This window comes from Bacteroidota bacterium (genome assembly GCA_039111535.1).
In the GTDB taxonomy this organism is placed as follows: Bacteria; Bacteroidota; Rhodothermia; order Rhodothermales; family JAHQVL01; genus JBCCIM01.
The window spans coordinates 1-26,523 of the sequence record JBCCIM010000078.1; the positions used below are offsets into that span (position 1 = coordinate 1).

The window sequence follows — 26,523 nt, forward strand, 5'->3', positions numbered from 1 at the left end:
CGGTGGATGTGGTACATCAATGACGACATACCATCGAAGCCAATGGTGCCAAATAGCTGCTCGTTGTATAGCGAACCATCCGGTTGTCGGAATTGTGTATGGCGCTTGTCAGGTATGCGCCCCAATTTATGGTAAATAGGCATAAGGTCTTAAGCTTGATGCATTTCGGGTTGTCTTGGGTGTTGTACGGTAAGCGATGCTCATCTGCCTAACATACTGTATTGGCAATAAACAGTTTTGTGTACCGGCAAAGTGGCGCTGGTACGTTGCAAAAACACACCAAAATTAGACATTGGCAACGTCGCATTTCCGCACCGCACAGGCTAATATAGTCAACCTACCAAACAGGTGACTCTTTTGTTGACAGACCTCTTTACCATCGATTTGTCCTTCGGCGAAATGTTTGTGTTTATGGTCGCTGGTATCCTTACTGGCATCATCAACACCCTTGCCGGCAGCGGCTCGCTGATTACGTTGCCGATTTTCATTTTCCTCTGCGGCCTGCCTGCCCCGGTAGCCAACGGGACCAACCGCATTGGCGCTGTGATTCAGAGTGCTGTTGCAGTGCGCTCCTTCCAAAAAACAGGCACTACATCATTCAAAGGTGCAGGGTGGCTCGTCGCGCCGGCCATAGCAGGTGCCATCGTTGGCTCTCGCATTGCGGCATCCATCGACGAGCAGATGATGAACTATACCATCGGCGGCCTGATGGTATTTATGCTACTCGTCTTATTGGTTAATCCCAAACGGTGGATTCAACCTTCCGATGTCGATCAAAAGCGTCTTAAGCACCCTTTCACAATTTTCATTTTCTTTTTGATCGGAATCTACGGCGGCTTTATTCAGGCCGGCGTGGGCATTTTCCTGCTGGCAGGCCTCGTGCTTGTTGGCGGGTATAGCCTTGGAGAAGGCAATGGGATCAAACTATTGATTGTCTTTGCGTTCAGCATTCCTGCGCTAATAGTCTTTTTCATGCACGAACAAGTACATATCGGGTATGGCTTGGCGATGGCTGTTTTTCAGTCCATTGGCGCCTGGGTTGCTGTTCGTTTTGTAGCCCACATGCCAAACGCAAATGTATGGATTCACCGCCTGCTAATTTTAATTGTCGCCGCAGCGGCGCTCCGGTTCTTTTGGGTCTAGTCGGACTTGCCGGTAGCTTTCAGCAAATTGATGCTGACTGTTGCCAGATCGGAATTGGGGTACTTGTGCTGACAGGTGGGATCGGGTGCCAGGCCGGCCTTCTTTGCAGCAGCCAGGAAGGCGGGCAGTTCGAGGATGTACTGATCTGAAAACCCATGCGTAGCATCATATGCAGTTACTGCCGTACGGCCGATGTTGACAGCCGCCAATGCCGGCGGTGTGGTGTGGAGTTCGATAACCAACAACCCAAACCGCTGCACATAGGGACTCCAGCGCGACAAGTGCTCAACAAGACTTGCTTCCACTTCTGCATTAGGTAACCGGTGCCCTCTGGAGGCAAAAGCGCCCGTTGAAAGAGTTTCATACAACGTGATGCGCACCGGTGGTTGGTACGGCCGGTTGTGATCGAGAAAAGAACGGACATTCAGCAAATCGCCCAGAAACAGGTCGTATTTTTTCTGTAGTTCATCGGCAAGCAAATCAGGCTGCCCGATATCCCCCCACACCACCTTTGCCCAAATCCCCGCGTGATTGAGCGTACTTCTTGTGGCTTTTAACGCCGCTTCGTTGAAATCAGCACCAACAATAAAAAGCGGATACTCATCGAGAATTTTGCCCCGGGAGGTTTGCCGAAATATCACCTCAAAAATATGCGCGATAAATGCTCCATTCCCACACCCCATATCGAGGAAGCCCTTGGGCTGTTCGTGTACCGGACGGTTAAACAGGTCGATGATGATTTCATCGATTTTCTTGAAATAGCTGGCGTGTGCGCCACCGCTCCCCCACACATTCATTGCACGGTTGACGTGGACCTCAGGACTGGATGCCGGCTTGTTGCGCAATACGTTTGGATTTCCGAACAGTAATTCATGCACCTGGATAAAAGTAGGCAGATATGAAACCGTGACTCCATACGCAGCAGCCCGCCGGGCAAGAAATAAGCCGCGTGGTGTAAACTTGTAAACCGTGCCATTCTGTGTGAACCAGCCGATGGAGGTAAAGAAGTCCACGACCGCCTTAATTTCATCGTGGTGCTGCGTAAATTCTTCTACCTCAAAAGGTGCAATGCTGAAATACTCATTAAATAACCCGTTCATACCAAGGCCGACAACCAAGGGCCCCACAATGACACCTTCGATATGTTTGAGTATTTGCTGCTGTACAGCTTTCGTTTCAGGGTCAGCAGCATCTGGCATTCCGAAACGCGCTTCATAATGCCTAAAAAGCTGCTTCAAGTGCATAAAGGCTTTGGGATCAAAACCATTTAAGATGTAGTCTGGGATGCGCAGTGCGTACGGTAAAAAAGCAACCGCTTCTTTGTAGAAGGGGAAATATTCGCGCGCAATTTCACCTTTCTCCGTCTCCCGAAAATAGATGTGATTGGTGCTTGCATCTATGCGTTGTGTTAGCCACCCCTGTGAGCACAGCATGCGCAAAGCCACATTGAGATACCCCTCATTGGCCCCACTCATCTCTGTTAGCATCGCCAGTTGAACTTCCTCACCACCTTCAAACTGTTGCATGAGTCCAGCCTGGTGTAATGCGTAAACCGTTGGCGCCATTACAATCCCATCCAGGTGCCTGAAGATGTTGGCCCGGAGCTGGCCTTTGTCAATTTTGCTGAGAATCATATGCTAAGAATCCAGGGGTAGGTGAACCGTTTGTGCACAAACAGGGGCACAATATCATTGCAAGGGATATCAATAAAAATACCAACCTTCAGCTTATTGTTCATCTTTGCCGGCAGATCTACAACAAAAAAGGCGTTAATCCGAAAGATTAACGCCTTTTCTAAAAAGTAGGGCGAGTTGCAAAACGCGCCTAGTATACGCACCTAGTACCGGTAGTACTCAGGTTTGAATGGCCCTTCTTTTTTGACACCGATATAATCTGCCTGTTCTTCAGACAGCTCTTCGAGTTCAACGCCGATTTTGGCAAGATGGAGCCGTGCAACCTGCTCGTCGAGGTGCTTGGGCAGCATATATACTTTGTTTTCGTAATTGTCAGCGTTCTCCCAGAGCTCAAGCTGTGCGAGCGTCTGGTTGGTGAACGAGTTCGACATTACAAATGATGGATGTCCGGTAGCGCAACCAAGGTTAACCAGCCGGCCTTCTGCAAGCAGAATGATATCTTTGCCATCGATGGTGTACTTGTCTACCTGCGGCTTGATCGTCTGCTTGACCGCACCAGATTCGTTCAACCATGCTACATCAATTTCATTGTCAAAATGTCCGATGTTACAGACAATTGCTTTGTCTTTCATCGCTTTGAAATGCTCGGCTGAGATGATGTCTTTGTTGCCGGTTGCAGTAACAACAATGTTAGCTTCTTTAACGGCGTCAATCATTTTCTTTACTTCGAAGCCGTCCATGGCAGCCTGTAGTGCGCAAATCGGGTCGATTTCGGTCACGATCACCCGACAGCCAGCGCCACGAAGCGAAGCAGCTGATCCTTTGCCCACGTCGCCATACCCGGCAACAACAGCAACTTTGCCGGCCATCATGATGTCCGTTGCACGACGGATTGCATCAACGCAAGACTCTTTACAACCGTACTTGTTATCGAATTTAGACTTCGTTACCGAATCATTCACGTTGATTGCAGGAAGTGGCAACGTGCCATTTTCCATCCGCTCATAAAGGCGGTGAACACCTGTTGTGGTTTCTTCGCTGAGACCTTTGATGCCGGCTACCAGCTCAGGGTATTTATCCAGCACAATGTTAGTCAGGTCACCACCGTCGTCAAGAATCATATTGAGTGGCTTGTCGCCATCAAACGCATGCAGCGTCTGCTCAATGCACCACCAGAATTCATCTTCGTCCATCCCTTTCCAGGCATAAACAGGAACTCCTGCGGCAGCGATTGCAGCGGCAGCATGGTCCTGGGTAGAGAAGATATTACAGGAAGACCAGGTCACTTCAGCGCCCAGTTCTACCAGCGTTTCAATAAGCACAGCCGTCTGAATCGTCATATGCAGGCAGCCGGCGATACGGGCACCAGCCAGGGGCTTGGTGTCTTTGTATTGCTCACGAAGTGCCATCAGGCCGGGCATCTCTGCTTCAGCCAGTTCAATCTCCATCCGACCCCATTCAGCCAGACCAATATCCTTTACTTTGTAAGGTACTTTTTTATCTACAGCTTCCATATAAACAGGTAAATTTCGGGTTAATCTGATTCAGACAGGGTGCTTAATGAGATCGTTGCACATAGGGCAAACCTCAGAATCATTCCACCTCCTCAAAGCGCGAGGAGCCGTTTGGTTTCTTACTTTTGATTATGCAATTCCTTCCCGCGCGCACTGGAATATTGCTTGAAGACAAATACCCGCTCAAAGTGCATACACTTATCACCTTGACAAAGAAGTCACGGGAATTAATATTACCTCACACGTGTCTCTTTCCAATCAACATGCCAAACCATGTATTTTGCCACCCCGCTACCCCGTATGTTATGCTGCTTGCTCCTGCTGTGCCTCAGTCTTCCTGCAGGCCTCAACGCACAAAATCAATCCAATGACGGCTGGACGCCGCTGTTTAATGGTGAGAATCTCGACAACTGGGTCCAGCGAAACGGTGAGGCAACTTATCACATCGATGGCGACGAAATAGTCGGCACAACCGTGATGCGAACACCAAACAGTTTCCTTTGTACCCGCGAGGATTACGGTAACTTCATTCTAGAATACGAATTCCTGGTCCATCCCCTGCTGAATTCTGGCGTCCAGATTCGTAGCATGAGTAAAGCAGATTATTACGACGGCCGCGTACACGGCTATCAGGTTGAAATTGACCCTGCATCACGGGCCTGGACGGGTGGTATCTACGATGAAGCCCGGCGCGGCTGGATCTACAGCCTGAGCAGGAATGCGCCGGCGCGGGCTGCCTTCAAGCAAGGCACATGGAATAAGGTCCGCATAGAAGCCGTCGGCGCATCCATCCGCACATGGCTCAATGGCGTCATGGCAAGTAACCTGGTCGACGACATGACAGCAAGCGGCTTTATCGCCCTCCAGGTGCATAGCATCGGAAGCGAAGAGCAAGCCGGCCGTGAAGTCCGGTGGCGCAATATCCAGATAAAAACTAAAAACCTGGAAGAAGCCCGTTGGGCGCCAGATCCGGCAGTTCCCGAATTCAATTATGTGCCCAATACAATCACTGAAACAGAAGAACGCCGTGGCTGGCGCCTGCTGTGGGATGGCGTGTCAACCGACGGATGGCGAGGCGCCAGACTGGACGATTTCCCAGCATCCGGATGGGCCATGGAAGACGGTGTGCTTTCTGTCCTCGCCTCAGATGGCGGCGAATCAACCAACGGCGGCGACATCGTAACCACCGATACGTACAGCAGTTTTGAACTGGAGCTAGACTTCAAAATTGCGGAAGGTGCTAACAGTGGCATTAAGTACTTCGTGCTCACCGATCTCAACAAAGGGCCCGGCTCGTCGATTGGCCTTGAGTACCAGATCCTCGACGACAACCGACATCCGGATGCAGATCAGGGTGTTGGCGGCAACAGAACGCTGGCCTCCCTCTACGACCTCATCCCGGCCGGCAACATGACCAGGGCCGGCGCGAGCAAACGCGTCAACGGACCCGGCCGCTGGAACCGGGCGCGGCTTGTTGTCAAGGGAAACCATGTTGAACACTGGCTAAACAACGAGAAAGTACTCGAATACGAGCGCGGCACCCCCATCTACCGGGCGCTCGTGGCAAAAAGCAAATACAACGTATGGCCCAGCTTCGGCGAAGCCCCTGCTGGCCACATCCTCCTCCAGGACCACGGCGACCACGTTTCGTTTAGGAGCATCAAAATTCGCGAATTCTGAAAACCGGTTGAAAGTTGCTGGTTGAAGGTTCTTGGGCTATTACAGTGCTGCAATCCCTTCAACCTGCAACCTTTAACCTTCAACCAATCAACCTTTTTCTGTGTCAAGCTTAAGTCTTTGGATTATCAGCCGATAGAAAAAGGGAGCAAGGCCTGTCGAAGTCGCTCTCGACCGCCTCCCAACCCTCCCTCCCTCGGCTCAAACCAAAGCATGAAAAAATTCTTCGACCTCCTCACTACGCTGTTTTTGCTTCCTTTCCGTCCACGTCTCGAAGCCGTATTGTCACAGGTCAATGAGGCGCGGGCCTCGCTGAATCTCCCAAGTTTGCAGGCTATGCCGGCAGGTGCAGAGGGACGTGCAACAACTTGCCCGATTGCACATGCACTCGGTGGGATGGTTGGCGTAGATGGGATTTGCTTCAACGATCCACAGATGGCCCTTTCTGTCGCTGATGCATGGCACACGGGCATACAGTCCAATGGCAATGAGCGCTACATCGTAACACTCCCAGAAACCCTTCGCCAGTTTGTGCGCGACTTCGACCTGGGCGCCTATCGCCTCTTTGCCTGATCGATAACACTGCCATCGATTAAATCGGAAATCCTTTCCTTCTCCAGCAAAAACCGCACTTCCCGCCCACGTTGCATCTATAGACACCTCAACGCGACAACTACAGGCACATGATGTTTGCACAAGGCCTGATCAACCCATAATCGGGCGCACAGATACCGTTCTACTGTTCTCTTCAGCCTCGCCGGCTTCAGTGTATTCAACTGAGATCTCTCCTGTAGCACCGCCAAATGCGCCGCTGGCTCAGTATTTGTTTTTTGGCCATTGCTACTCATCCTTTTGGCTCCTTCAAAACAAATTCCAATGAGCAACACAGGTCTTTTGATTGACGATTCGCCAACCAGTGACAACAGTGAAACGCTTGATGTCTTTTGCGCAGCACTGGCAAATCTGATTGACCGAAAAGAGTTGGCCCTCCCGGTACTTCCCGAAGTACCAAGCAAGGTCCTCACGATGACAACCAACCCGGACATGAACATTGCCGAGTTGTCAAATTTGATCCACCAGGATCAGGCGCTCGCCAGCCATGTCTTGCGGGTGAGCAATTCAGCATCGTATGGCGGCACGCGACAAATTGCCTCGCTCACACAAGCGATAACACGACTTGGCGGCCGGCTTGTGGGAGACATCGCTTTTGGCATTTCCCTGCAAAGCGATGTATTCCAGATCAAAGGCTTCGAAAAAATGGTTCGCCAGTTATGGCGCCACGCCTTTGCAGCCGGCCTCTTTGGCAAAGAGATTGCTCGCCTGCGACGCCGTAACATCGAAGGCCAATACCTCTGTGGGTTGCTTCATACCATCGGGAAACCTGTCATTCTGCAGGCTTGCATCGGCTTGCAAGAAGAACTTGGCCGTACCCTCGATAAAGATACGGCAACCATTTTGATGAATAATTTCCACAACAGCGTCGGCTCTATTCTCACGTTCTCCTGGGGATTACCCGATCTGGTCAGCAAAACCTGCCTGTACTACACCAACTACGAAGAAGCCCCAACCTTCAAAGACGAAACCATTGCAACCTACCTGGCCAGCCAACTGGCCCTCCTCATAGGAGATTCCTTAGAAAAAGAACAGGAGGTCTTGCGCTCGGATCCAGCATTTCACTTGCTCAACCTGTACCCCGAAGATGTACAACTGCTTTTCGACAAACTTGACAGCATCTCCGAAATCATAGCCGCAATGGCAATCTAAACCGGGCCCTAATAGCGGCTCCGAAACCAGTTCCGACATCAGCATGGACAACGCAAACAACTACGACATCATTGTTATCGGTAGTGGCCCCGGCGGCCAACAGGCTGCCGTTGAAGGCACAAAATCGGGCAAACGGGTCGCCCTGATCGAACGCGCCCGCAACGTGGGTGGTGAATGTGTGTTTCACGGCACCATTCCTAGTAAAACACTTCGCGAAGCAGCCCTGAACCTGACCAATCTTCGGTCGGTATCAAACATCTTTCAGTATGAATTGCGTAGCGATGTTGAAATTCATAGCCTGATGGGCCGGCTCGACGAAGTCCTGGCGTTGCAAAAAACTTCTATCGAAGAAGAAATGCGGCGCAATGACGTCAACCTGATCCACGGGAAAGCAAGCCTCGTGGACCAAAACCAGGTGCGTGTACAGCATATCGATGGCAGCTCCAGCATCCTGTCGGCTAAGAACATAGTGATTGCCACCGGGTCGCGTCCGCGCCGGCCGCCGGAGATTCCGGTTGATCACGAACACATCCTCGACAGTGACTCGATCCTCAGCTTGATCTATTTGCCACAGTCGCTGACCGTACTGGGTGGTGGCGTGATTTCCTCAGAATATGCCTCTATTTTCGCTTTGCTGGGGGTAAAAGTAACCATGATTGACCGCGCCCCGCGGCCGCTCATGTTTATGGATCCCGAGTTGGTAAACAGCTATCTGGAGCATTTCAAACAAAACGGTGGCGAGCACTACGGAAGCGCTGAAATCACGTCTGTTACCTGGGACGGCGTCTCACAGGTCGTCACCAAACTGGCTTCTGGCGATGTAATTTCCAGCGACAAATTGCTGGTTGCACTTGGTCGACTCGCCAACGTCGAAGGCCTGGGCCTCGAAACAGTTGGCATCGAACAGACCAAACGCGGACATATTGTGGTAGACGACCAATACCAGACCAATATCCCCAACATTTATGCAGTAGGTGATGTTGTTGGCCGGCCTTCACTGGCAGCCAGCGCCATGGAACAGGGACGCCGCGCAGTTTGCCACGCCCTCGGTATGGGCGACACCGGCGTTGATTTCAGCTACTTGCCCATTGGCATCTATGCTATCCCCGAAATGGCCAGTGTTGGCCTGAGCGAAGAAGAAGCACGCGAAAAATTCGGCGACATCTACGTTGGAAAAGCCAACTTTGCCGACATCGCACGTGCCCAGATTTCTGGTGCAACTACAGGACTCCTCAAACTCGTTGTTGCACCCGATGGCCAGCAATTGCTAGGCGTACATATTGTAAGCCAGGGCGCAGCAGACCTGATCCATGCCGGCGAATTGGCCCTGCTCAACGGCAACAAAGTGAGCATCTTCCAGGAAAACGTCCTCAACTTCCCAACCATGTCACAGGCATACCGGGTAGCAGCCCTCGACGTATTCCACCAGGTAATGAACCGTACAGCCGAACCTGTGCTCACATAGTCTTTAAAAAAGGCATTAACGCCTCAACTTACAGATGCTCAATGGTCTGGCAAACAGCGATTTTATCTCTGTAGCCCGGCCATTTTCTGTTTATAACGGGTATTCAGCATTAATGCATAATTGTTGCCTTTCAATTTCACGCCCAATCGTTTAAAATATAGCTCCGAAAAAATCACCGCCGCCGGTTGCAATCATGTCCAATCAATTGCCTGTTGCCCTTTTGCTGTGCTGTTTTGCCGTTGCTTTCACAGCCTGTACACCCCCATCTGCGCCCGAAGTAATGAAACCAAACATTGTCTTCATTCTTGCGGATGACATGGGATATGGTGATCCCGGTGCATACAACCCGGACTCCAAGATCCCAACACCCAACATGGACCAGTTGGCTGCTGAAGGCATTCGTTTTACAGACGCACACTCTCCCTCCGGTGTTTGTACACCAACGCGCTACGGCATCATGACCGGCCGCTACAGCTGGAGAACCCGGCTAAAGAAAGGCGTAACACGGGGCTACTCGGCCAACCTTATCGACACAACACGCACCACCGTAGCAAAGCTGCTTAAAAATGAGGGATACGCTACAGCCATCATCGGTAAGTGGCACCTTGGCCTTGGTGAAACTGAGCCACTGGATTACAGCCAGCGCCTTTACCCAGGACCAAGGGCACACGGTTTTGATTACTACTTTGGCATCCCTGCCTCTCTCGACATGATTCCCTACGTGTATGTCGAAAATGAGGAAGTCATGGAATTGCCAACAGACTCAGTAGGGCCAAGTGGCTACGAATACGGCGGCCCTTACTGGCGCGCCGGCCCAATCGCTCCCTCATTTAAACACATTGATGTACACCCAACGTTTACCACGCGGGCTGTAAACTTCATCGCGCAACACGCGGAGAACGCTTCCGAACAGCCTTTTTTCCTCTACCTCCCACTTGCCTCCCCCCATACCCCCTGGCTGCCTACAGAAAACTTTCAGGGCATCAGCCAGGCCGGCGAGTATGGCGATTTCACGACGGAAGTAGACTGGACCGTCGGCCAGGTCATGCAGCAACTGGAGGCCCACGGCATGACAGAGCATACCCTCATCATGGTTGCCAGCGACAATGGTTCTTTCTGGATACAAGACGATATCGATCGCTACGACCACTTATCCAACCTCAACCTGCGCGGCATAAAAGCTGACATCCACGAAGGCGGCAACCGCGTGCCGCTAATTGCCCGCTGGCCCGCACAGATTGATGCCGGCCTCGTGAGTGATCACCTCGTCTCGCTTGTTGACCTCATGGGTACCTTTGCAGAATTACTCGACGTCGAGTTGCCGGCAAATACAGCGGAAGACAGCCATAGCTTCCTCCCGCAGTTGATGGGCAAAGAGTCGCTTTCAGGCCGCAACGATGTGATTATGCACTCCTCCGAAGGCATGTTTGCCATTCGGAAAGGAGACTGGAAATTGATTGAGGGCCTCGGCTCTGGCGGTTTCACGCAACCCCGGTTCATCGAACCCACCCCAGGCGGGCCGGCGGGACAGTTGTATAACCTTGCCGAAGACTTGCAGGAAACCAACAATCGATACGCTGAAGAACCCGAAGTGGTAGCCGAACTAACTGCCCTGCTCAACCAGCAGCGCGACCAGGGCTTCAGCCGCAGTATCGATTAACGGTTCGTCTATCTGTTACTACCCAAAAAGGCCGGAGCTGAGGTACCGGTCGCCACGGTCACACACGATAAATACGATGAGGCCGCTTTCCAGCGTCTCTGCAATTTTGAGTGCGGCAGTGAGCGCACCACCGCTGCTCATGCCGGCAAGAATGCCTTCTTCCCTTGCGAGTCGTTTTGTTTGCGTGCGCGCCTCTGCCTCGCTCACATCAACCACCTGGTCTACCCGCTCCGGCTCAAATATTTTGGGAAGAAATGCAGGAGACCATCGCCGGATACCTGGAATGCGCGAACCATCTTTGGGCTGCGTACCCACAATCTGAATGGCTGGATTTTTCTCCTTCAAAAATCGCGATACACCCATGATGGTACCTGTCGTTCCCATCGCAGAAACAAAGTGGGTGATCTCGCCATCAGTATCTCGCCAAATCTCAGGACCGGTTGACCTGTAATGCATGCCGTAGTTGTCGGGATTCCCGAACTGGTTCAGCATGAAATACCCCTGGTTCTCTGCCATATCGAGCGCCAGTTCACGGGAGTGCTCGATTGTTTTGGCAGCCGGCGTGAGCATTACTTGCGCACCGTAAGCTTCCATAGCCAACACCCGCTCTCTGGTTGCGCTATCCGGCATAATGAGCGTCATCTCAAGCCCAAAGAGCCGCGCAATCATGGCAAGGGCAATGCCGGTATTTCCACTGGTAGCCTCAACCAGCTTGTCGCCCGGCTTCACGTCACCACGATCAAGTGCTCCAGTAATCATCCCGTATGCAGGCCGGTCTTTCACACTCCCTCCCGGATTGTTGCCTTCGAGTTTACCCAATAAGCGCACATTGGGATTTTCAGGGATATGTTGTAATTCTACCAGCGGCGTGTTGCCTATCAGTGCATCTAGTTTCATGGGGGCAGCAGGATTATTTGGCTTTCAAAATGTATACGTCGGTTTCGCCCGCTTCGCCGTGGTACATTTTGGATTGGTAATAAATTTTAGATTCAGCAGGCACGCTACGGGTGAGCCATACATTACCGCCAATGATGCTGTTGTGTCCGATCACGGTTTCTCCGCCTAAAATGGTGGCGCCGGCATAGATCACAACATGATCCTCAATGGTTGGATGTCGCTTCCGCGTTGCATCTTCTTTGTTAACGCTTAACGCCCCTAGCGTAACGCCCTGGTAGACTTTCACATGGTTGCCGATATGACTGGTTTCGCCAATCACAATGCCGGTCCCGTGATCAATACAAAAATGATGGCCGATGTGTGCACCAGGATGAATATCGATGCCCGTACGACTGTGGGCATGCTCCGTAATGATGCGCGGGATTTCGTGGATACCCAGGGTTGTCAAATGATGCGCAATGCGGTACGCAGCAATGGCATAAAACCCGGGATACGAACGAATAACTTCGCTTCTACTTTTGGCCGCCGGGTCGCCGGCATACATCGCATCCACGTCTTCGTGCAACATCCTATGAATGACCGGTATGGCTTCAAACAAAGCGGCTGTAATCGTAGCGTGATCATCCGGACAATCGGGTACGTATTGCAACAAGCGGTCAAATTCATTCTCGAGAGACGAAACATGCGCCCGAAAGGCAGCCTCGGTGAGGTGACTCAGTTGCGATGTCTCGGAAAAGAGGACACCGATCAGGTCGTCAAAAAAACGCACAACCTCCGCCGGCGCGGGGCACGTCGGACATGCCTGGTGGGATGCGTATAACTTCTTGAGGAAATCTGGATGCACAACAATCGATTGGTCAGGTGCATATGGCAGGCGGTGGTGCAAACAGCGGCAAAAGACTGCCCGGTTTGCACTATGGGTATGAAGACAATGGTACGGTATAGTTCCTGCTTACGTTTTGATCTACCACGCTGTCTCTACCACGCGTATATTCCGTCGCCGCATTTCACAAAACGCATCCCAACCATGATCAGGCTTTCTTTGGTCCTTGTATTCTGTTGCATACTGTTTGCCCCAAAGGCATTTGCACAAACGGGTGCTACACCGGCCTTTACCGAGACCTTTGACCTCGACCCGGCAAGCCCCGGCCCGTGGAATCCAGATAACTGGGACGTTACCGTCCACGTTCGCAGCCGCGACAATTATTACAGCCTCGAGCCTGTTGAGGCAGATCATGGTTCAGACTGTGGTCCGCCACCGGCTACGCATATGGTTTCTGCGTATGAAGACATGGTGTACAGCTGTAAAAATCACATGATGACCACGCTCAATGCCCCGGGCTACGGCGTGATATACCTCACCCCCAATCACCTCCTGGATTTTTCCGAGACAACGGGGACTGTATCATTTGACATGTCGACCCTGCGCAAAACCGGACGCGACTGGGTTGATGTGTGGATTACCCCGTTTGAAGACCACCTTCAACTCCCGCTCGACGGCACAGTGGACCTGCAAGGGCTGCCCAAACGTGGTATCAACATCACAATGGATCTCGTACGGGGTACGTCCCGTTTCCGGGCTTATCTTATAGAAAACCATGAAGCAACAGAGTTGGATGCCACGTCGGAAGGCTGGCAGGGATACGAAGCTTTCCTTACGCCGGATCAGCGCCGGCGGGATCAGTTTGAACTCAAGCTTACCCGCACGCACCTCTCTTTCGGCATGCCAGGCTACAGCTTTCAGTGGTTCGACCTGGATATTCCCGAGTTAAGTTGGGACCGTGCCGTAATCCAGTTTGGGCATCACTCTTACAACCCTTACAAAGACTGCGACAATGACGGCTCGTGCGCACCCAATACCTGGCACTGGGACAACGTCTCTATTGCGCCCGCGCAACCATTTACCATGTTACATGCAACAAAACGCTACGCCGACGCCTCCACGGCAGGTGTGGTGCAGTTTGAGACGCCGGCACCACAAGCAGCTTATTTGCGTTTTGCCGGTATTGGTAACAATATATCGTTGAGCTTCGACAATGGGGCAACGTGGGGCCCCGCCGTCAGGCAACCTCAGATACTCGATATCGAAGAACACTTCTCCTCCTACCTTACCCCGATACCAGCCGGCACAAGCAATATACTGGTGCAGGCTGAAGATTGGTGGGGCGGCCCCTGGCACGTACGCAACCTCTCCATCTGGTCGCAAGAGGTAGCAACATCGGTGAACACAGAAACACCTCCACGACCAGCGACCCTGGTGCTGCATCAGAATTTCCCTAACCCGGTGCATACCAGCACAGTGATTCCACTTACCGTACCGAACGCAGGCTATGTGCGTCTTGAAGTAATAGACATACTCGGCAGAACGGTTGCAGTCGCCCAGGACGGTATACTCGCACAGGGCGGACACGATATTCCTTTTAATGCCCGTGCATTGCCGGCGGGCACCTATTTTTACAGGGTAACAACCGAGACAGCACGTGTTACCCGCCTGCTTCAGGTGATCCGCTAACTTACTCGTATTGCAAACACGTGACGGGGTTGATTGTTGATGCCCTGAACGTCTGAAAACCCACGGTAACCCACGCTGTGCCCAGGGTGATCAGGGCTGCGCCGGCAAATATCCACCACTGCAGCTCAATGCTGTACATAAACGCTTCGAGCCAGTGCGCTACAATGAAGTAGCTCACAGGGAGCGCAACCAGAATGGCGATGAGAATCATCCGTGTAAAGTCTTTCGACAACAGCCCGACAATCCCCCACGCACTGGCGCCGAGCACTTTGCGGATCCCAATTTCTTTGGTTCTGCGTTCAGCCGTAAAGGCCGCAAGCCCGAAGAGGCCGAGGCAGGAAATAAGGATTGCCAGGGCAGCAAACAACCGGGACAATACCGAGGTACGGGCTTCTGATTCATAAATGGCCTGGTACTCATCATCCACAAAGCTAAAGGCAAACGGGTAACCAGGATTATGAATGGTGTACAGTTTCTCAATCTGGGCGAGTGTCGCCACTTCTGCGCCGGCGCTGATTTTTATATTGATCTCTGCCCCATAGTTGTTGCCCTCCGGGAATAGTTTGAAGAAACAGGGCGCAATGTCTTTATACATCGACTGGAAATGAAAGTCTTCCGCAACGCCGACAACTTCTACGTCTTCATTCCATATGGTAAGTACAGTTCCCAGCGGGTTTTCGAGGCCCATGCTTGCTACAGCTGCTTCATTCAGGATCACTTTGTTGTATTCGTTGCCATGCGTTTGATCAAACGAGCGGCCCCTGACCAGGTTGATATCAAACGTTTCGAGGTACCCGTAGCTTACAATAAACGGGTTGATTTGCAGCTGTTCATCGGGTTGCCGGCCGGGCCAGTCGATGCCCCAGGTAAAATTACTGGATTCAATAAGTTTGCTGCTGCTGTTCGAGGCGTGTTGTACCCCGGGGAGCGCTTTAACCTCAGCAAGAAACGTTTCCACATCATTTTCAAGCGCACCTTCCCGTTGAATAGCAATCACATTGTCCCTGTCGTACCCGAGATTTTTGGTTTGAATAAACTCCATCTGCAGAAAAATGACGGTCACAAAGACAATCAACACAGCTGAAACAGCAAATTGAAAAACGACCAGGGCTTTACGCAACCACACCTCACCAAAAGAGATCTGCATCTTACCTTTTAATACCTGGATGGGGTTGAAGCCCGAAAGGTAGAGGGCAGGATAAACGCTTGAGAGCAAGCCTGTAAGTAGCGCCACACCCAGCATAATGGCCCACAACCCCAAGCTGGTATCTAACGTGAGGGCTTTTCCGGTTATCATATTGAACTGGGGCAACAACAGGTATACAACCAGAATGGCACAACCAAAAGCCAGAAGCGCGATCAGCATAGATTCCTGGACAAATTGACCCATGAGCTGCCCACGCGTTGCCCCTATCGTCTTTTTAGTGCCAATTTCTTTTACCCGAATGCTGGCTTTCGCAGTTGCGAGGTTCATAAAGTTGACGCCGGCAATCATCAGCATAAGCACAGCGATGATCGAAAAGAGCCAGAGGTATTCAATGCGACCACCAGCTACAGCACCCTTGTCGTAGTTGTTATAGAGGTACCGGGAAGCGTATGACTGCAAGAAGAAACCGTGTTTGGCATTCCGCCGCGCACCAACAAGCGACGTAATCTTTTCATCCAGTTCCGAGGTATTCATGCCGGGCTTTAAAAGGACATACGTACTCGCCTGATCGTTAAACCACTCCGCCGTCTGTGGGCTTTTTTCGAGGTAAAAATCAAAACTAAAGAGCAGGTCGAAGTTGGTAGAAGTGCGCGCCGGCTCATTATCAAAGACTCCCGTTACAGTAAAATCTCTACTAAAATCGATGATTTCGCCGATTTTCTTCTCCCACTTTACCGTTTGCCCCATTGCCCGGGATGTTGTACCGAACAGTTTTTCCGCCAGATCAGCAGAGATAACAACGTCATACGGACTGCCAAGCACTTGCTGTTTATCCCCATGTAAAAGGGGATAGGAAAACAGGTCAAAAAAACCCTGATCTGCATATTGTGGGCGGGCTTTGATAAAAGATTCGTCGAAAGAGATAATGCCATCAAAAACATCCGGGGCCATTTTAGCAGAAATTGCGCGTTCAACTTCAGGCAATTCGTCCATGAGCGCCTGTGCAAGTGGTCCGGGCGTCCAGTCAGCCACCATCACCCCATCTACCATCGGAATCTGCTGCATGACCTGGTACAAGCGGTCCTTTTTTTCGTGATAGCTGTCGATTTCCAGTTCATTTTGCACCCAGAGGCCAATAAAAAGCGCACAAGCCAATCCAGTGGTCAATCCAAGGATGTTGATCAGAAACGAACCTTTGTTGCGAATAAAGCTTCTGTAGGCAATGAGAAGATTGTGTTTGAACATGTGCATAACCTGGTTGAGCATTTCGGAAGCCGGCCAACAACAGCAATTGGCCCATCTGCCGGCAAAATGAACGTACGGCATCCTCAATTACAACATACATGCCAGTAGGCCTAAATATCGCATTTCAGGCCAATAACGCGATATTATCGCCAATCTGGTGTTCGTTTGCAACGCACAAGTGTTCAGAAACGAACAGTTGCAACCAGCCGTTCTTCAGTAGGCAGCGGCGGTCGCCTAAGACACTGAAGAAATATGCTGCCTGTCCCTACTATTTGCAGCATATAGCTGCTGATTTTTCACAAACCGCTCACATGTCTAAATGCACGCTCCAGGGCACATATTTTACCATCTACTACAAATAGTACCAACAACTTTCAGATTTTACTTGAAGTAATGCTTGAAATGTCAGATCTTTACGTACACATTGTTTAATTACATGTGTAAAATTGATGCATCTTGCTTCTTCCTCTCGGATTGTAATCTTTCTGATGATTGCACTTGTCTCGGGGTCATGCACCAATGCTCCTGAACAGGGTTCGTATATTACCTACCTGGGACAAGATACACTTGCTGCAGAACAGTTTACTGTGACAGGTAACCGTGTAGAAGCAAAGGTAATGCTCCGCACGCCGAGCACCACACTTCGGCACTATACAATGGAGCTTGATGAAGCTGGCATAATGCGACGCTTGGAGGCCACGGTACGGGATCCTGCTTCTCCGGAAGCTCCACCACTTAGTAAGGATCTCTTACTGGCCACTTCTTCCGGATTTGAGCGCACGTCTAGCGCAGACGGAGAAGAAACCCGCCGATCTATTGAGACCACACCCGACGCCCTGCCTTTCCTGGACATGATCCACTGGCCGTTTGAACTGATGCTCAAACGCGCCTATGCAGCTGACAGTACAACAATAACACAAAACTTGATTGCCGGCCGCCGGGCCATGCCGTTTGAGCTAGTGCGCCTCTCTGCAGACTCCATGACCGTCAGACATCCGTCTCGGGGCATCATGGGTGTCTCTGTAGACAATGCTGGTCGCCTGCAAACCCTTGATGCTGGGGCTACTACGCGTAAAGTGCGCGTCTACCGTAAAGACAACATTGACGTCGATGCCCTCGCTGCGCATTTTGCCAGCCGAGATGCCGCCGGCGCAGCCTTTGGCCCGCTTTCCGGCCGTGGCAACCACGAAGCCTCTGTTTTGGGCGCAACCATTAGCGTTGACTACGGACAACCTGTTAAACGTGGCCGGCAGATTTTTGGCAACCTTGTCCAATGGGACAAACTATGGCGTACCGGTGCAAACCGTGCTACGCACTTCGAAACTGATAAAACCCTGCAGTTCGATACCGTAACGGTGCCTCCCGGCACATATACCCTCTTTACGATCCCGCAACCTACTGGTGGTACCCTGATCATCAATAAGCAAACGGGACAAGGCGGCACAACCTACAACGAAGACCAGGACCTCGGTCGCGTTGCCATGACGCGTGTTGCACTTGAAACACCTGTTGAAGTGTTTACAATCACAACAACAGCCAACGGTCAAGAAGGTGTACTTCAACTCAGTTGGGATCAAACCGCATTTACGGTGCCCTTTTCTGTAAAGCAATAATCCTTTGTAATGACGAAGAAGAACAAAACCATGTACAACATAAGTGCGCCGCATAAGTACAGCCGGCGCGATTTTTTACATACTACACTGGGCGGTGCCCTTATCCTGGGCCTGACCAGTTGCGACCAGGTGGAAGATTCGCTGGAAGAATACACTGGTCCTGAAATTGCTGTGGCTGATTTTATCACCTTCAACCAGCAGTACTACAACGCTGCCGTTGACGCGGTCACACAATTCCCTCACAATGCTATCAGAGATGGCGTACTTTCCGGCGTTACTGATCCAGTTACGATTGCCTATCGCCTCCAGTACCTGATTGACATCGCTGATGCAACCGCTGCTGAAACCCTGATTGACAACCTGCTGGTTGCCCAGGAAAACTCGATTGCATTTATCGATTACCGCGGCTTTATCCCTAATCTGGAATTTGCCAATACATCAGATGGCTTCCAGAAGGCAGAACCAACGTTCAGAATCCCCGAAAACGCCGTGCTTTCAGCCCGCGTAGCTATGGCCGCCAGTGCCTTTTCAGGGACCGGCATTGCTGACAAAGCCATGACCTTTCTGGCCAATCAGAAAGAAGGGTACAACTTCTACCTGAGCGGTACAAACACAGCATTCCCGGTAACAGGTACAGCCCTCGACGGTGAGTTTGATGTTAACACCGTCGATTACTTCTTCGGGAGCTACTACACCGAACTGGCTTTTGTACTGAGTTACTTTATCGGTGACTCTACAACCATTCAGGACCCGCAAGTGGGCATAGACGCCTGGAATGCGTTGATTGATGGTGGTGGTATTCCAACCGATCAGCATGGCGACTCTTTTACAGCGCTGACCACCCTGACCGTACCGCTAGCCAAAAACGGTAGCGCTGCCCAGTACTTCCAATCATTGCTAGCATTACCGTCCAGCAGCATCCCGCAACAGCTTTCGGATGCCTTATACAATGTGCTGTTCTCGTTTCTGGATGCTGCCAGGTTTGAAAATTTGCCCGGTATCTTTTCGGGTGCCCCGAACGCACAGGGAAATTTTTTGGAAGACAATGGCTTGAGCCGGCTCACCGTACCCGGCAACGCAGCCACTTCACGCGAATCGATTGCTACTGTTGATGCGCTGGCAGCTGCCATGCGGCTGTTTGCTGCAGACGCACCTGAACGGCAGATCCTACGCCGGTGGATTGGCGTGTTCAACGAAACACCAGGTATTCAGGGCACAGCTGGCCTCTTTGGCGGTGTCGACAAAAGTGGTGCAGTCTCTACATCGATTTATGCGCGGCAAAACGCCGCCATGATCCTGCTGGATTCAACAGCACCCAGCCACCTGGAAACCTTCCTGTCTGCCAACGGCAAAACGAGCCTGGCCGATCTGTTCGGACGCATTGCCATTACACAGGCCGGCCTGCCCGTACAACGGGTGCCGACGTATCTGCCCAACCCACCGCCTTTGGCACAGATATTCCCTGTTTAAACAGAAGTATAAACCCAACGCCACACGATATAAAACACGCCGGCTGCCCAAGCGCCGGCGTTTTTTTATGCCCTATTTTTCCTACCATACAGCGCACGCCCCCATCCTCTTCATTGCTTACACGATGCCATGAATCGTTCTGGTTACTTGCATGTGCTTCTGCAGTTTGTCGGCGCCGGCATAACCTGCCTGGCAGCCGCCACAGCACAAACGCCCTGGGGCCCCCTCCCCCTCATTATTATTGCCCTCGGCGCGGTCATCGGATTGTATACCATCACCCACAATCGGATTGGTAATTTCAACGTTGCGCCCCCTCTAAAAACCCATGCCCAACTAATCACAAGCGGACCCTACAAGTGGGTACGCCATCCGATGTACCTGAGCGTCATTGTCGTACTGGTTGGTCTCAGCTTGCACGCTGGCACCATCCCGGCCTGGGTTGGTGCGCTGGTGTCATCCCATGCCATGTATCAGAAAACAGTTATAGAAGAACAGCTGCTACTGGAGCGTTTTCCCGAATACGCTGCCTACCGGACATCCACAAAACGAATGCTGCCGTTTATTTTCTAAATCAGCCCTGGTATAGCTGTGAGACCGCGATGCAGCACCTGAATCTGGAGCTGGCTTCCCAAACACTACTTCGTCTGCCGGCGCTGATGACTTCAGGATAATGCGTGATGAATGTTCTTCACCGGCTGCCAACAACTCGCCACAATACGCATCAAGATTTTTCCAGGACAGGTCACTACCTGCTAGCAATCGTTTTTTGTATACGAGGTTAAAAAACAGCTGTTTGACTGGATTTCGTTTAAAAAACAGGTCTGATCGTATACGTGTTTTGTTTTCGTCTAACTGCTGGAGCGAAAACACATTGCCGATCCCATCTTTATGATTGGTATCGGAGAACGTGATCGTGTCCCCTTTTTTCTCAAATCCATGTGAGACAAAAAACGGATCAGTTGCATCCCCCTTAATCACGCACCGATGAGTCGAGCCTTGTTGTGCTACAGCGTGATTGAGATCGTCACTCCCGGAAAGGCCTTCCTGCCAGTGATGCCGGAAACTCAGGTCTGACACTACATCAAACACCATTGCAAGTGGCGCATTGATGATAGCTTCCGATGTCATAACTCTTGTTGTGACACCGGGCAATCCAAAATCATCCGGGACCGGTTCAGGCATGGCATGCCGGATGTTTTGCAAATCCAGACTGGCATACCGGATAGGACCAAAATCATACGCGGCTTCTGCCATATCAAACGATGCATCTGCAACTTCTTCAGCTGTCTGCTGATCTACCTCTAGCGCATCTGTAACAAGCAGGTATTCTTGTTTCGCCACATCATTCTTAAGCAACCTGTGGGCAACAATAACATCTTTACCAAACAGCTTGGTAAATGCTTTGATCTGATTCTTGGCTGTTTCGCCAAAGTGTGCGACAAATTTGAGGGTCAGATTGTTGGTTGTACTACAGGCACCACACTGGCAGATACGTCGATTCTCGTATTTTTTCAAGTGTAGATGAAAAGCTGTGTACATGTCTTTCACCTGTTGCAACATTTCAGCAGATGAAGGGGCATCACCCTCACGATAAAAAAGGACCGCATCTCCCTCAACCTCGGATACTTCAAGGCCGAGTATATTTTTGTCAATCAGGATTTCCAGCAACTCAGCAATGATGTGCTGGCTGTGACTAATCTCGGTTGAGTTAACAAACGTGGTAAAGCCGCTGATATCCGGAATGAAGAGAAAGGTCGGTTTTGGCGATTGTATCAATTGGGTCATAGCGTGTCCGGTCGGCATCGAAATGATATATGTGTATTACATGAGACGCACAGCCATTCATCTTGTTACTGGCAAAGGGCATATTTCGTTTAGATGATCGCAATCTCAAAAAATGCAACAGAACAAAACGTCTCACGCCGGCCAATTCTGTATCGCAATTCAAGTAGCAGAACTTATCACCTCAACAGGCAGTTCTTGTTTTTTTCCCTGATCGTTCACAGGAAGTATGGCACAGATCGCGCTTTTCTTTTGTATCCTGTGTGCCTGCTGAACAAAAACCGCTTTTCCGGGCTTTAATCGTTGTTTTGTCTGGCAGACTCAATCACAAGCATTTAACTACTTTATATATATGTCATCTCAAGAAGGACTGTTGAAACAGTACGGAATTGATGTAAAATCCTACCTGCATAATGCAGCGCCGGCTGTATTGTATGAGCAGGCCCTGAATAATGACCGTACAGCGGCTTTAGCAGATTCAGGCGCGCTCATCATCGCTTCCGGCAAAAAGACTGGCAGAAGTCCTAAAGACAAGCGCATCGTAGAGCATCAGGATTCAAAAGACAACATCTGGTGGGGCGACATCAACATTGCAGTTGATGAACACACGTTTATGGTAAATCGTGAGCGCGCTTCAGATTACCTGAACACCTGTCCCCAATTGTATATCCTCGACGGGTTTGCCGGCTGGGATCCTGAGCATCGGATTAAGGTGCGGATCATTTGCTCGCGTGCATACCATGCCTTGTTTATGCACAACATGCTCATTCGCCCGACTGCGGAGGAGTTGGCCTCGTTTGGTGAGCCTGATTACGTAATTTTCAACGCCGGCGCCTTCCCCGCCAACCGGCTCACGCACCACATGACCTCCAAAACCAGCATTGAGCTGAGTTTTGAGCGCCAGGAAATGATCATTCTCGGCACTGAGTATGCCGGTGAAATGAAAAAAGGCATCTTCACGGTCATGCACTACATCATGCCGAAAAAAGGCGTGCTGTCTATGCACTGCTCTGCCAACGAAGGTGACAACGGCGACGTCTCGCTGTTCTTCGGCCTCTCAGGTACCGGCAAAACAACCCTGTCTGCAGATAAACGGAGGGCACTCATTGGTGATGACGAGCACTGCTGGTCCGACAAAGGCGTGTTCAATATCGAAGGCGGCTGCTACGCCAAAGCCATCGATCTATCTGCCGAAAAAGAGCCAGAGATTTTTGGCGCGATCCGCTACGGTACGCTGCTCGAAAATGTAGTTTACGACGAGCAAACACACGCCGTAGATTACACGGATACTTCCCTCACGCAAAATACGCGGGCCTCCTACCCGATCGAGTACATCCCGAATGCCAAGCTGCCTTGCGTTGGTGGTCACCCGAAAAACATTATTTTCCTTACCTATGATGCGTTTGGTGTCTTGCCACCCGTAAGCCGGCTAACGCCTGCACAGGCAATGTACCATTTCATCAGCGGGTATACAGCAAAGGTTGCCGGCACAGAGATGGGTGTCAACGAACCCGAAGCTACCTTCTCTGCATGCTTTGGCGCCGCTTTCCTCGTTTGGCATCCAAGCAAATATGCTACGATGCTCGCAGAGAAAATGCAGCAGCACGGCGCTAATGCATGGCTCATCAATACCGGATATACCGGCGGCGGATATGGCACAGGGCATCGCATGAAGCTTTCGCACACGCGGGCCATCATCGACGCCATCCACGATGGCTCACTGGCCAATGCGCCAACTAGCAACGATCCCGTGTTTGATCTGGCTATCCCGAACGCATGTCCGAATGTACCGGACGACATCCTGGTGCCGCGCAACACGTGGGCTGACAAAGCCGCGTTTGACGAGGCAGCCAAAAAACTGGCCGGCTTGTTTGCGGATAACTTTGAACAGTTCAAAGATGGAAGCAGCGCTGAAATCCTGGAAGCCAGTACCAAACTGGAAGCTGCGATCAGGTAGATTACCCCTCAATTGTTGTTTACAAGAAAGCCCGGAGTGTTTACTCCGGGCTTTTTGTATTCAGGGTCATTTTGGATTCCGGCACCACAGCGAGACACACCCCGACCCTGACGCTGCGCGTCGGGCTCGACCCTCTCAAGAGGGTAATTTTAAATAAACGACGTGGTGTGTGAAGCAGAAGTAATGCTTAAACCGAACATTAGAAAACAAGCATTCCCCTCTCGAGAGGGGACAGCGTGACCCCGTCATGCAGGGGTGTGTTCGCTACCTATCAGCAAGCGCCTCCCTGAACCGATCCGGCGCGACGTAGCGCGTATGGAATTGCTGCCAGTCAGCAGCGTGCTGCTGGTACACAGGATCATCAAACAGCGTGCGCGGCTTTCTGTCGTACGACGGATCTGCATGGGTAGGCAATGGGAGTACCGTTTTGCCAAATGCCGTATTGTAATCACCATCTTTAACCCAGCCATCGCCAACCAGCACAAAGTCCCGCGTCCAGCCGGCCGGCGGATCAGGCAAAGCCTCGAACCGGAAACGCATTTCATCGCCGGCGTTCATGATCACGTAGCGATCGTCGGTCTGGGCCAATAAAGTATCAACAGCACCAAAGCGGGTGTAATAGCCAACAAGGTCCCGCCAGCGCGCTTGCGTGCCTTCCAGGACCTGATAATCAGGCGTTTCTGGAGACGAAGCATCTGCTGCGGTGACTTTCGAAAAACCGCGATACACCAGTTCAGCATCTATTTGCTCAACTTGCGTAATGTTTAGCTCGGCGTCCGAACGGTTCGCCCAACCGATGTGATCCCAGTACACTTCGAGGTTGGTGGATAACCGTATGCGAGGCTGTGCATCTCCATCAAACACACCGGCAAGGTCGATCAGGACAGTTTTGGTTTTGCCGGCGGGAAATCCGATGTCATCTCTGATCATACGCCAGGAGCCGTCCGCTTGCTGTACCTCAAGGATGAGGCCCTGCGGCTTGTCCTGGCCGCCCTGACTGATGGCTACGTTGATCGAGCTATCTGTGGGCCGCACCCAGCCAAAAGCCACAAGCACGGGCTCTTCAGCTGCTGTCACCGCTTCAGGCAACCCAATTTCGATATGATGCATCCGGGTAATGCCCTGATACATGCCGCGCCCGAAGAAATCCAGATACTGTCCGTCGCGGTTCGCAACGGTTGATGTTGCATCATCACCAAGATCGGTAATCACCTCTTCAACAGGCGCTATTGCTGAGGTATGATGTACTTTCATCTCTGGCGGTGGAAAGCCAAACCGCTCGTCGATGTAGATTTCTGTGTCTTCGGGATGATCGACCGCCAACAGGGACACATGGTCAAAGAAGTGGGTCTCCCAGAGCTCTGCAGTAATACGGACATCGTAGTACCCATCTTTCGGGACGAGCTCATCGCCGCGAATTTTCACCCAATCCTCTGTGGTTACGGTCCCGGCTGTTTCCTGCGCGTTGATGCGCAACCCAAGCGGCGAACGCCAGATGAAGTCGGTCACAAAGCGCATTTTCTCCCCATCATACGTAAATAACCAGGGGCACGAGCCTTTGAGTCGCTGGGGCGTGAAGATTGATTGATCTGCCGCCAGGTCAAACTCAGATTGAATATCGCCGTTCGGCCAGATCAACCGGGCAACATCTGTTTTTTCATGCGTGCCGAGGCCCATGTGTACGATAGGCGAGAGAATCGGCTGCTTCTGGTAGAGCAAGCCGGCGCGAATCTCTACTTCACCACCAATGGTAAAAGAGTTGATCCGCTGATCACCCAGTGCTTGCCCAGCCCGCGGGCGCAGTACCTGCCAGTGGTAATCCATGGTACCCGACGCTTGCCATTTTGCCGGCTCGCCATCAGCGTTGATCCCGGTCAAATCCAGGAGCCCATCTGCATTGAGGTCGGCCACGGATTGCACAATGCCGGGTACGCTGCCGGCGGGTTCATACGTGCCCGGCCCATTATTCAGCCACACCTGACTGGTTGCGCCGGCAAGTAGCACATCCACGCTCCCGTTGTTGTCGAAGTCGTGTACAAACAATCCATCGCTGTTCGTCTCGGACGCTTCATATGCGTCCCACTTCAACAGCGGTGTAACCACCCATCCCTCTCCCGGCAGGTTGGCCAGGCTGTACACTGATCCATCGCGCATGAGCACAACCAGTTCCATCAGCGCATCAGCATCCGTATCCGCTACAGCAAGCGCAATGGCTTCGCCAAAAATCGGCGGGATGATTTGTTGTGTATAGTCGCCCAAGCGGTCATTGGCATACAGGTAGACTTCGCCTGCTGCATCAAGAAGTGCAGCATCCGGGTCTCCATCACCATCAAAGTCGCCCCAGGCAAAATCTACTAGCTCTTGTACTTCAGGAAATATATTACGACGTTCGAAAGTCCCATCGCCATTATTGCGCAAGACCTCGGCGTCATTTTCTCCTGCCAAAACAAGGTCGAGATCGCCTTCCAGATCGATGTCGGCTACCCATGAGTTGGTATAGACACCTTCAATGAACATGTCATTACCTTCATCCAATAATACTGGACTAAATGCTCCCGTACTGTCTTGGGTGACAAACTTTACCCCCTTATCACCGACTAATGCCAGATCGATCAAAAAGTCATAGTTAAAATCAAGTAGCGAAACGCTGCTGATCTTAAACATGATGTCGCCAAATCCCTGTGTCTTACTTGCTCGCCAAGCTTCATTATAGTTGGTAATATTTGCACTTGCTTCCGAGTAATCAAGCATGTCAAAAGGGCCTTCACCATCAACAGATACGGCCTGACTAACCTGCGGGACGGGCTGTCTTGAACCATTCGGAGGCAACTCGCTATAGGCAAGCAGCATATCCGCCGGCGCTGGCTGTGAAGTCGGTGACGGCATCAGAATAAATCGATCAATCAGATCCCCTACTTCCTCTGTTGGCGTCTGCACTTGAAGCAAATCCTGGCGGAAGCTGTAGGTGCTCAGGAGCATGTTGCGCAAGAATCCCGCCTGCATGCGGGCGCCGGCAGCATCTGAGCCGGCAACGGCTTCCTGC

19 protein-coding genes are annotated in these 26,523 nt (G+C 51.5%); 11 read left to right on the plus strand and 8 right to left on the minus strand.

Features of this window, described 5'->3' with window-relative positions:
- Positions 1-143: homogentisate 1,2-dioxygenase (locus tag AAF564_13255; GenBank protein MEM8486512.1), on the minus strand; the 143-nt coding region annotated here is incomplete at its 3' end.
- A gap of 214 nt (positions 144-357) precedes the next feature.
- Here AAF564_13255 and AAF564_13260 point away from each other — a divergent pair.
- Positions 358-1,143 carry a sulfite exporter TauE/SafE family protein gene (locus AAF564_13260; GenBank protein MEM8486513.1) on the plus strand — a complete coding sequence of 262 codons (786 nt, stop codon included), beginning with the start codon at positions 358-360 and terminating at the stop codon, positions 1,141-1,143.
- Here AAF564_13260 and AAF564_13265 read toward each other — a convergent pair.
- Positions 1,140-2,777 (minus strand): class I SAM-dependent methyltransferase, encoded by a 1,638-nt coding sequence (locus AAF564_13265; GenBank protein MEM8486514.1) that lies wholly within the window; start codon positions 2,775-2,777, stop codon positions 1,140-1,142. The genes AAF564_13260 and AAF564_13265 overlap by 4 nt on opposite strands.
- Before the next feature lie 203 nt (positions 2,778-2,980).
- The gene (gene ahcY, locus AAF564_13270; GenBank protein MEM8486515.1) at positions 2,981-4,291 is read right to left on the minus strand and encodes an adenosylhomocysteinase; all 1,311 of its coding nucleotides are present in this window, start codon (positions 4,289-4,291) and stop codon (positions 2,981-2,983) included.
- A gap of 273 nt (positions 4,292-4,564) precedes the next feature.
- On the opposite strand from ahcY, the gene AAF564_13275 reads away from it, so the two are divergent.
- The 5 genes from AAF564_13275 to AAF564_13295 all read left to right on the plus strand — a co-directional run bounded on the left by AAF564_13275 (position 4,565) and on the right by AAF564_13295 (position 10,857).
- On the plus strand, positions 4,565-5,971 hold the full coding sequence (locus tag AAF564_13275; protein MEM8486516.1) for a DUF1080 domain-containing protein: 1,407 nt from the start codon (positions 4,565-4,567) through the stop codon (positions 5,969-5,971).
- Positions 5,972-6,181: 210 nt separating this feature from the next.
- The gene (locus AAF564_13280; protein ID MEM8486517.1) at positions 6,182-6,541 is read left to right on the plus strand and encodes a hypothetical protein; all 360 of its coding nucleotides are present in this window, start codon (positions 6,182-6,184) and stop codon (positions 6,539-6,541) included.
- A 303-nt stretch (positions 6,542-6,844) separates the two neighbouring features.
- Positions 6,845-7,732, plus strand: coding sequence for an HDOD domain-containing protein (locus AAF564_13285; protein MEM8486518.1), 888 nt, complete (start codon positions 6,845-6,847; stop codon positions 7,730-7,732).
- 43 nt (positions 7,733-7,775) lie between these two features.
- Entirely contained in the window at positions 7,776-9,197 is a 1,422-nt protein-coding gene (gene sthA, locus AAF564_13290; protein ID MEM8486519.1) for a Si-specific NAD(P)(+) transhydrogenase, read from the plus strand.
- Positions 9,198-9,390: 193 nt separating this feature from the next.
- On the plus strand, positions 9,391-10,857 hold the full coding sequence (locus AAF564_13295; protein ID MEM8486520.1) for an arylsulfatase: 1,467 nt from the start codon (positions 9,391-9,393) through the stop codon (positions 10,855-10,857).
- 18 nt (positions 10,858-10,875) lie between these two features.
- Here the strand turns inward: AAF564_13295 and cysM are convergent, their stop codons facing one another.
- Together cysM and AAF564_13305 are read right to left on the minus strand one after the other, a co-directional pair.
- Complete coding sequence (gene cysM / locus AAF564_13300; protein ID MEM8486521.1) at positions 10,876-11,754, minus strand: cysteine synthase CysM; 879 nt, start codon at positions 11,752-11,754, stop codon at positions 10,876-10,878.
- Positions 11,755-11,767: 13 nt separating this feature from the next.
- Positions 11,768-12,598 carry a serine acetyltransferase gene (locus AAF564_13305; GenBank protein ID MEM8486522.1) on the minus strand — a complete coding sequence of 277 codons (831 nt, stop codon included), beginning with the start codon at positions 12,596-12,598 and terminating at the stop codon, positions 11,768-11,770.
- 183 nt (positions 12,599-12,781) lie between these two features.
- Here AAF564_13305 and AAF564_13310 point away from each other — a divergent pair, with 183 nt between their 5' ends.
- On the plus strand, positions 12,782-14,266 hold the full coding sequence (locus AAF564_13310; protein ID MEM8486523.1) for a T9SS type A sorting domain-containing protein: 1,485 nt from the start codon (positions 12,782-12,784) through the stop codon (positions 14,264-14,266).
- A 1-nt stretch (position 14,267) separates the two neighbouring features.
- On the opposite strand, the gene AAF564_13315 is transcribed toward AAF564_13310, so the two are convergent.
- Positions 14,268-16,658 carry an ABC transporter permease gene (locus tag AAF564_13315; protein MEM8486524.1) on the minus strand — a complete coding sequence of 797 codons (2,391 nt, stop codon included), beginning with the start codon at positions 16,656-16,658 and terminating at the stop codon, positions 14,268-14,270.
- 449 nt (positions 16,659-17,107) lie between these two features.
- On the opposite strand from AAF564_13315, the gene AAF564_13320 reads away from it, so the two are divergent.
- The 3 genes from AAF564_13320 (at position 17,108) to AAF564_13330 (ending at position 20,311) form a co-directional block, all read left to right on the plus strand.
- Positions 17,108-18,271, plus strand: coding sequence for a DUF2911 domain-containing protein (locus AAF564_13320; protein MEM8486525.1), 1,164 nt, complete (start codon positions 17,108-17,110; stop codon positions 18,269-18,271).
- Between the two features lie 30 nt (positions 18,272-18,301).
- Positions 18,302-19,741, plus strand: a complete 1,440-nt coding sequence (locus tag AAF564_13325; protein MEM8486526.1) for a hypothetical protein — start codon at positions 18,302-18,304, stop codon at positions 19,739-19,741.
- A 129-nt stretch (positions 19,742-19,870) separates the two neighbouring features.
- On the plus strand, positions 19,871-20,311 hold the full coding sequence (locus AAF564_13330; GenBank protein MEM8486527.1) for an isoprenylcysteine carboxylmethyltransferase family protein: 441 nt from the start codon (positions 19,871-19,873) through the stop codon (positions 20,309-20,311).
- Here the strand turns inward: AAF564_13330 and AAF564_13335 are convergent.
- Positions 20,240-21,526, minus strand: coding sequence for a DUF2652 domain-containing protein (locus AAF564_13335; GenBank protein ID MEM8486528.1), 1,287 nt, complete (start codon positions 21,524-21,526; stop codon positions 20,240-20,242). The two genes, AAF564_13330 and AAF564_13335, sit on opposite strands and share 72 nt — an antisense overlap.
- Before the next feature lie 349 nt (positions 21,527-21,875).
- On the opposite strand from AAF564_13335, the gene pckA reads away from it, so the two are divergent.
- Positions 21,876-23,480 (plus strand): phosphoenolpyruvate carboxykinase (ATP), encoded by a 1,605-nt coding sequence (gene pckA / locus AAF564_13340; protein MEM8486529.1) that lies wholly within the window; start codon positions 21,876-21,878, stop codon positions 23,478-23,480.
- Between the two features lie 264 nt (positions 23,481-23,744).
- Here the strand turns inward: pckA and AAF564_13345 are convergent.
- Positions 23,745-26,523, minus strand: a 2,779-nt coding sequence (locus AAF564_13345) for a CRTAC1 family protein (protein MEM8486530.1), incomplete at its 5' end; no start/stop codon positions are given.

What these genes read in the sequence shown, in the direction of transcription:
- AAF564_13265 (MEM8486514.1), bottom strand. Translation starts at nt 2,777, where the DNA reads ATGATTCTCAGCAAAATTGACAAAGGCCAGCTCCGGGCCAACATCTTC.
- ahcY (MEM8486515.1), bottom strand. Translation starts at nt 4,291, where the DNA reads ATGGAAGCTGTAGATAAAAAAGTACCTTACAAAGTAAAGGATATTGGT.
- AAF564_13275 (MEM8486516.1), top strand. Translation starts at nt 4,565, where the DNA reads ATGTATTTTGCCACCCCGCTACCCCGTATGTTATGCTGCTTGCTCCTG.
- AAF564_13280 (MEM8486517.1), top strand. Translation starts at nt 6,182, where the DNA reads ATGAAAAAATTCTTCGACCTCCTCACTACGCTGTTTTTGCTTCCTTTC.
- AAF564_13285 (MEM8486518.1), top strand. Translation starts at nt 6,845, where the DNA reads ATGAGCAACACAGGTCTTTTGATTGACGATTCGCCAACCAGTGACAAC.
- sthA (MEM8486519.1), top strand. Translation starts at nt 7,776, where the DNA reads ATGGACAACGCAAACAACTACGACATCATTGTTATCGGTAGTGGCCCC.
- AAF564_13295 (MEM8486520.1), top strand. Translation starts at nt 9,391, where the DNA reads ATGTCCAATCAATTGCCTGTTGCCCTTTTGCTGTGCTGTTTTGCCGTT.
- cysM (MEM8486521.1), bottom strand. Translation starts at nt 11,754, where the DNA reads ATGAAACTAGATGCACTGATAGGCAACACGCCGCTGGTAGAATTACAA.
- AAF564_13310 (MEM8486523.1), top strand. Translation starts at nt 12,782, where the DNA reads ATGATCAGGCTTTCTTTGGTCCTTGTATTCTGTTGCATACTGTTTGCC.
- AAF564_13315 (MEM8486524.1), bottom strand. Translation starts at nt 16,658, where the DNA reads ATGTTCAAACACAATCTTCTCATTGCCTACAGAAGCTTTATTCGCAAC.
- AAF564_13320 (MEM8486525.1), top strand. Translation starts at nt 17,108, where the DNA reads ATGCATCTTGCTTCTTCCTCTCGGATTGTAATCTTTCTGATGATTGCA.
- AAF564_13325 (MEM8486526.1), top strand. Translation starts at nt 18,302, where the DNA reads ATGTACAACATAAGTGCGCCGCATAAGTACAGCCGGCGCGATTTTTTA.
- AAF564_13330 (MEM8486527.1), top strand. Translation starts at nt 19,871, where the DNA reads ATGAATCGTTCTGGTTACTTGCATGTGCTTCTGCAGTTTGTCGGCGCC.
- AAF564_13335 (MEM8486528.1), bottom strand. Translation starts at nt 21,526, where the DNA reads ATGACCCAATTGATACAATCGCCAAAACCGACCTTTCTCTTCATTCCG.
- pckA (MEM8486529.1), top strand. Translation starts at nt 21,876, where the DNA reads ATGTCATCTCAAGAAGGACTGTTGAAACAGTACGGAATTGATGTAAAA.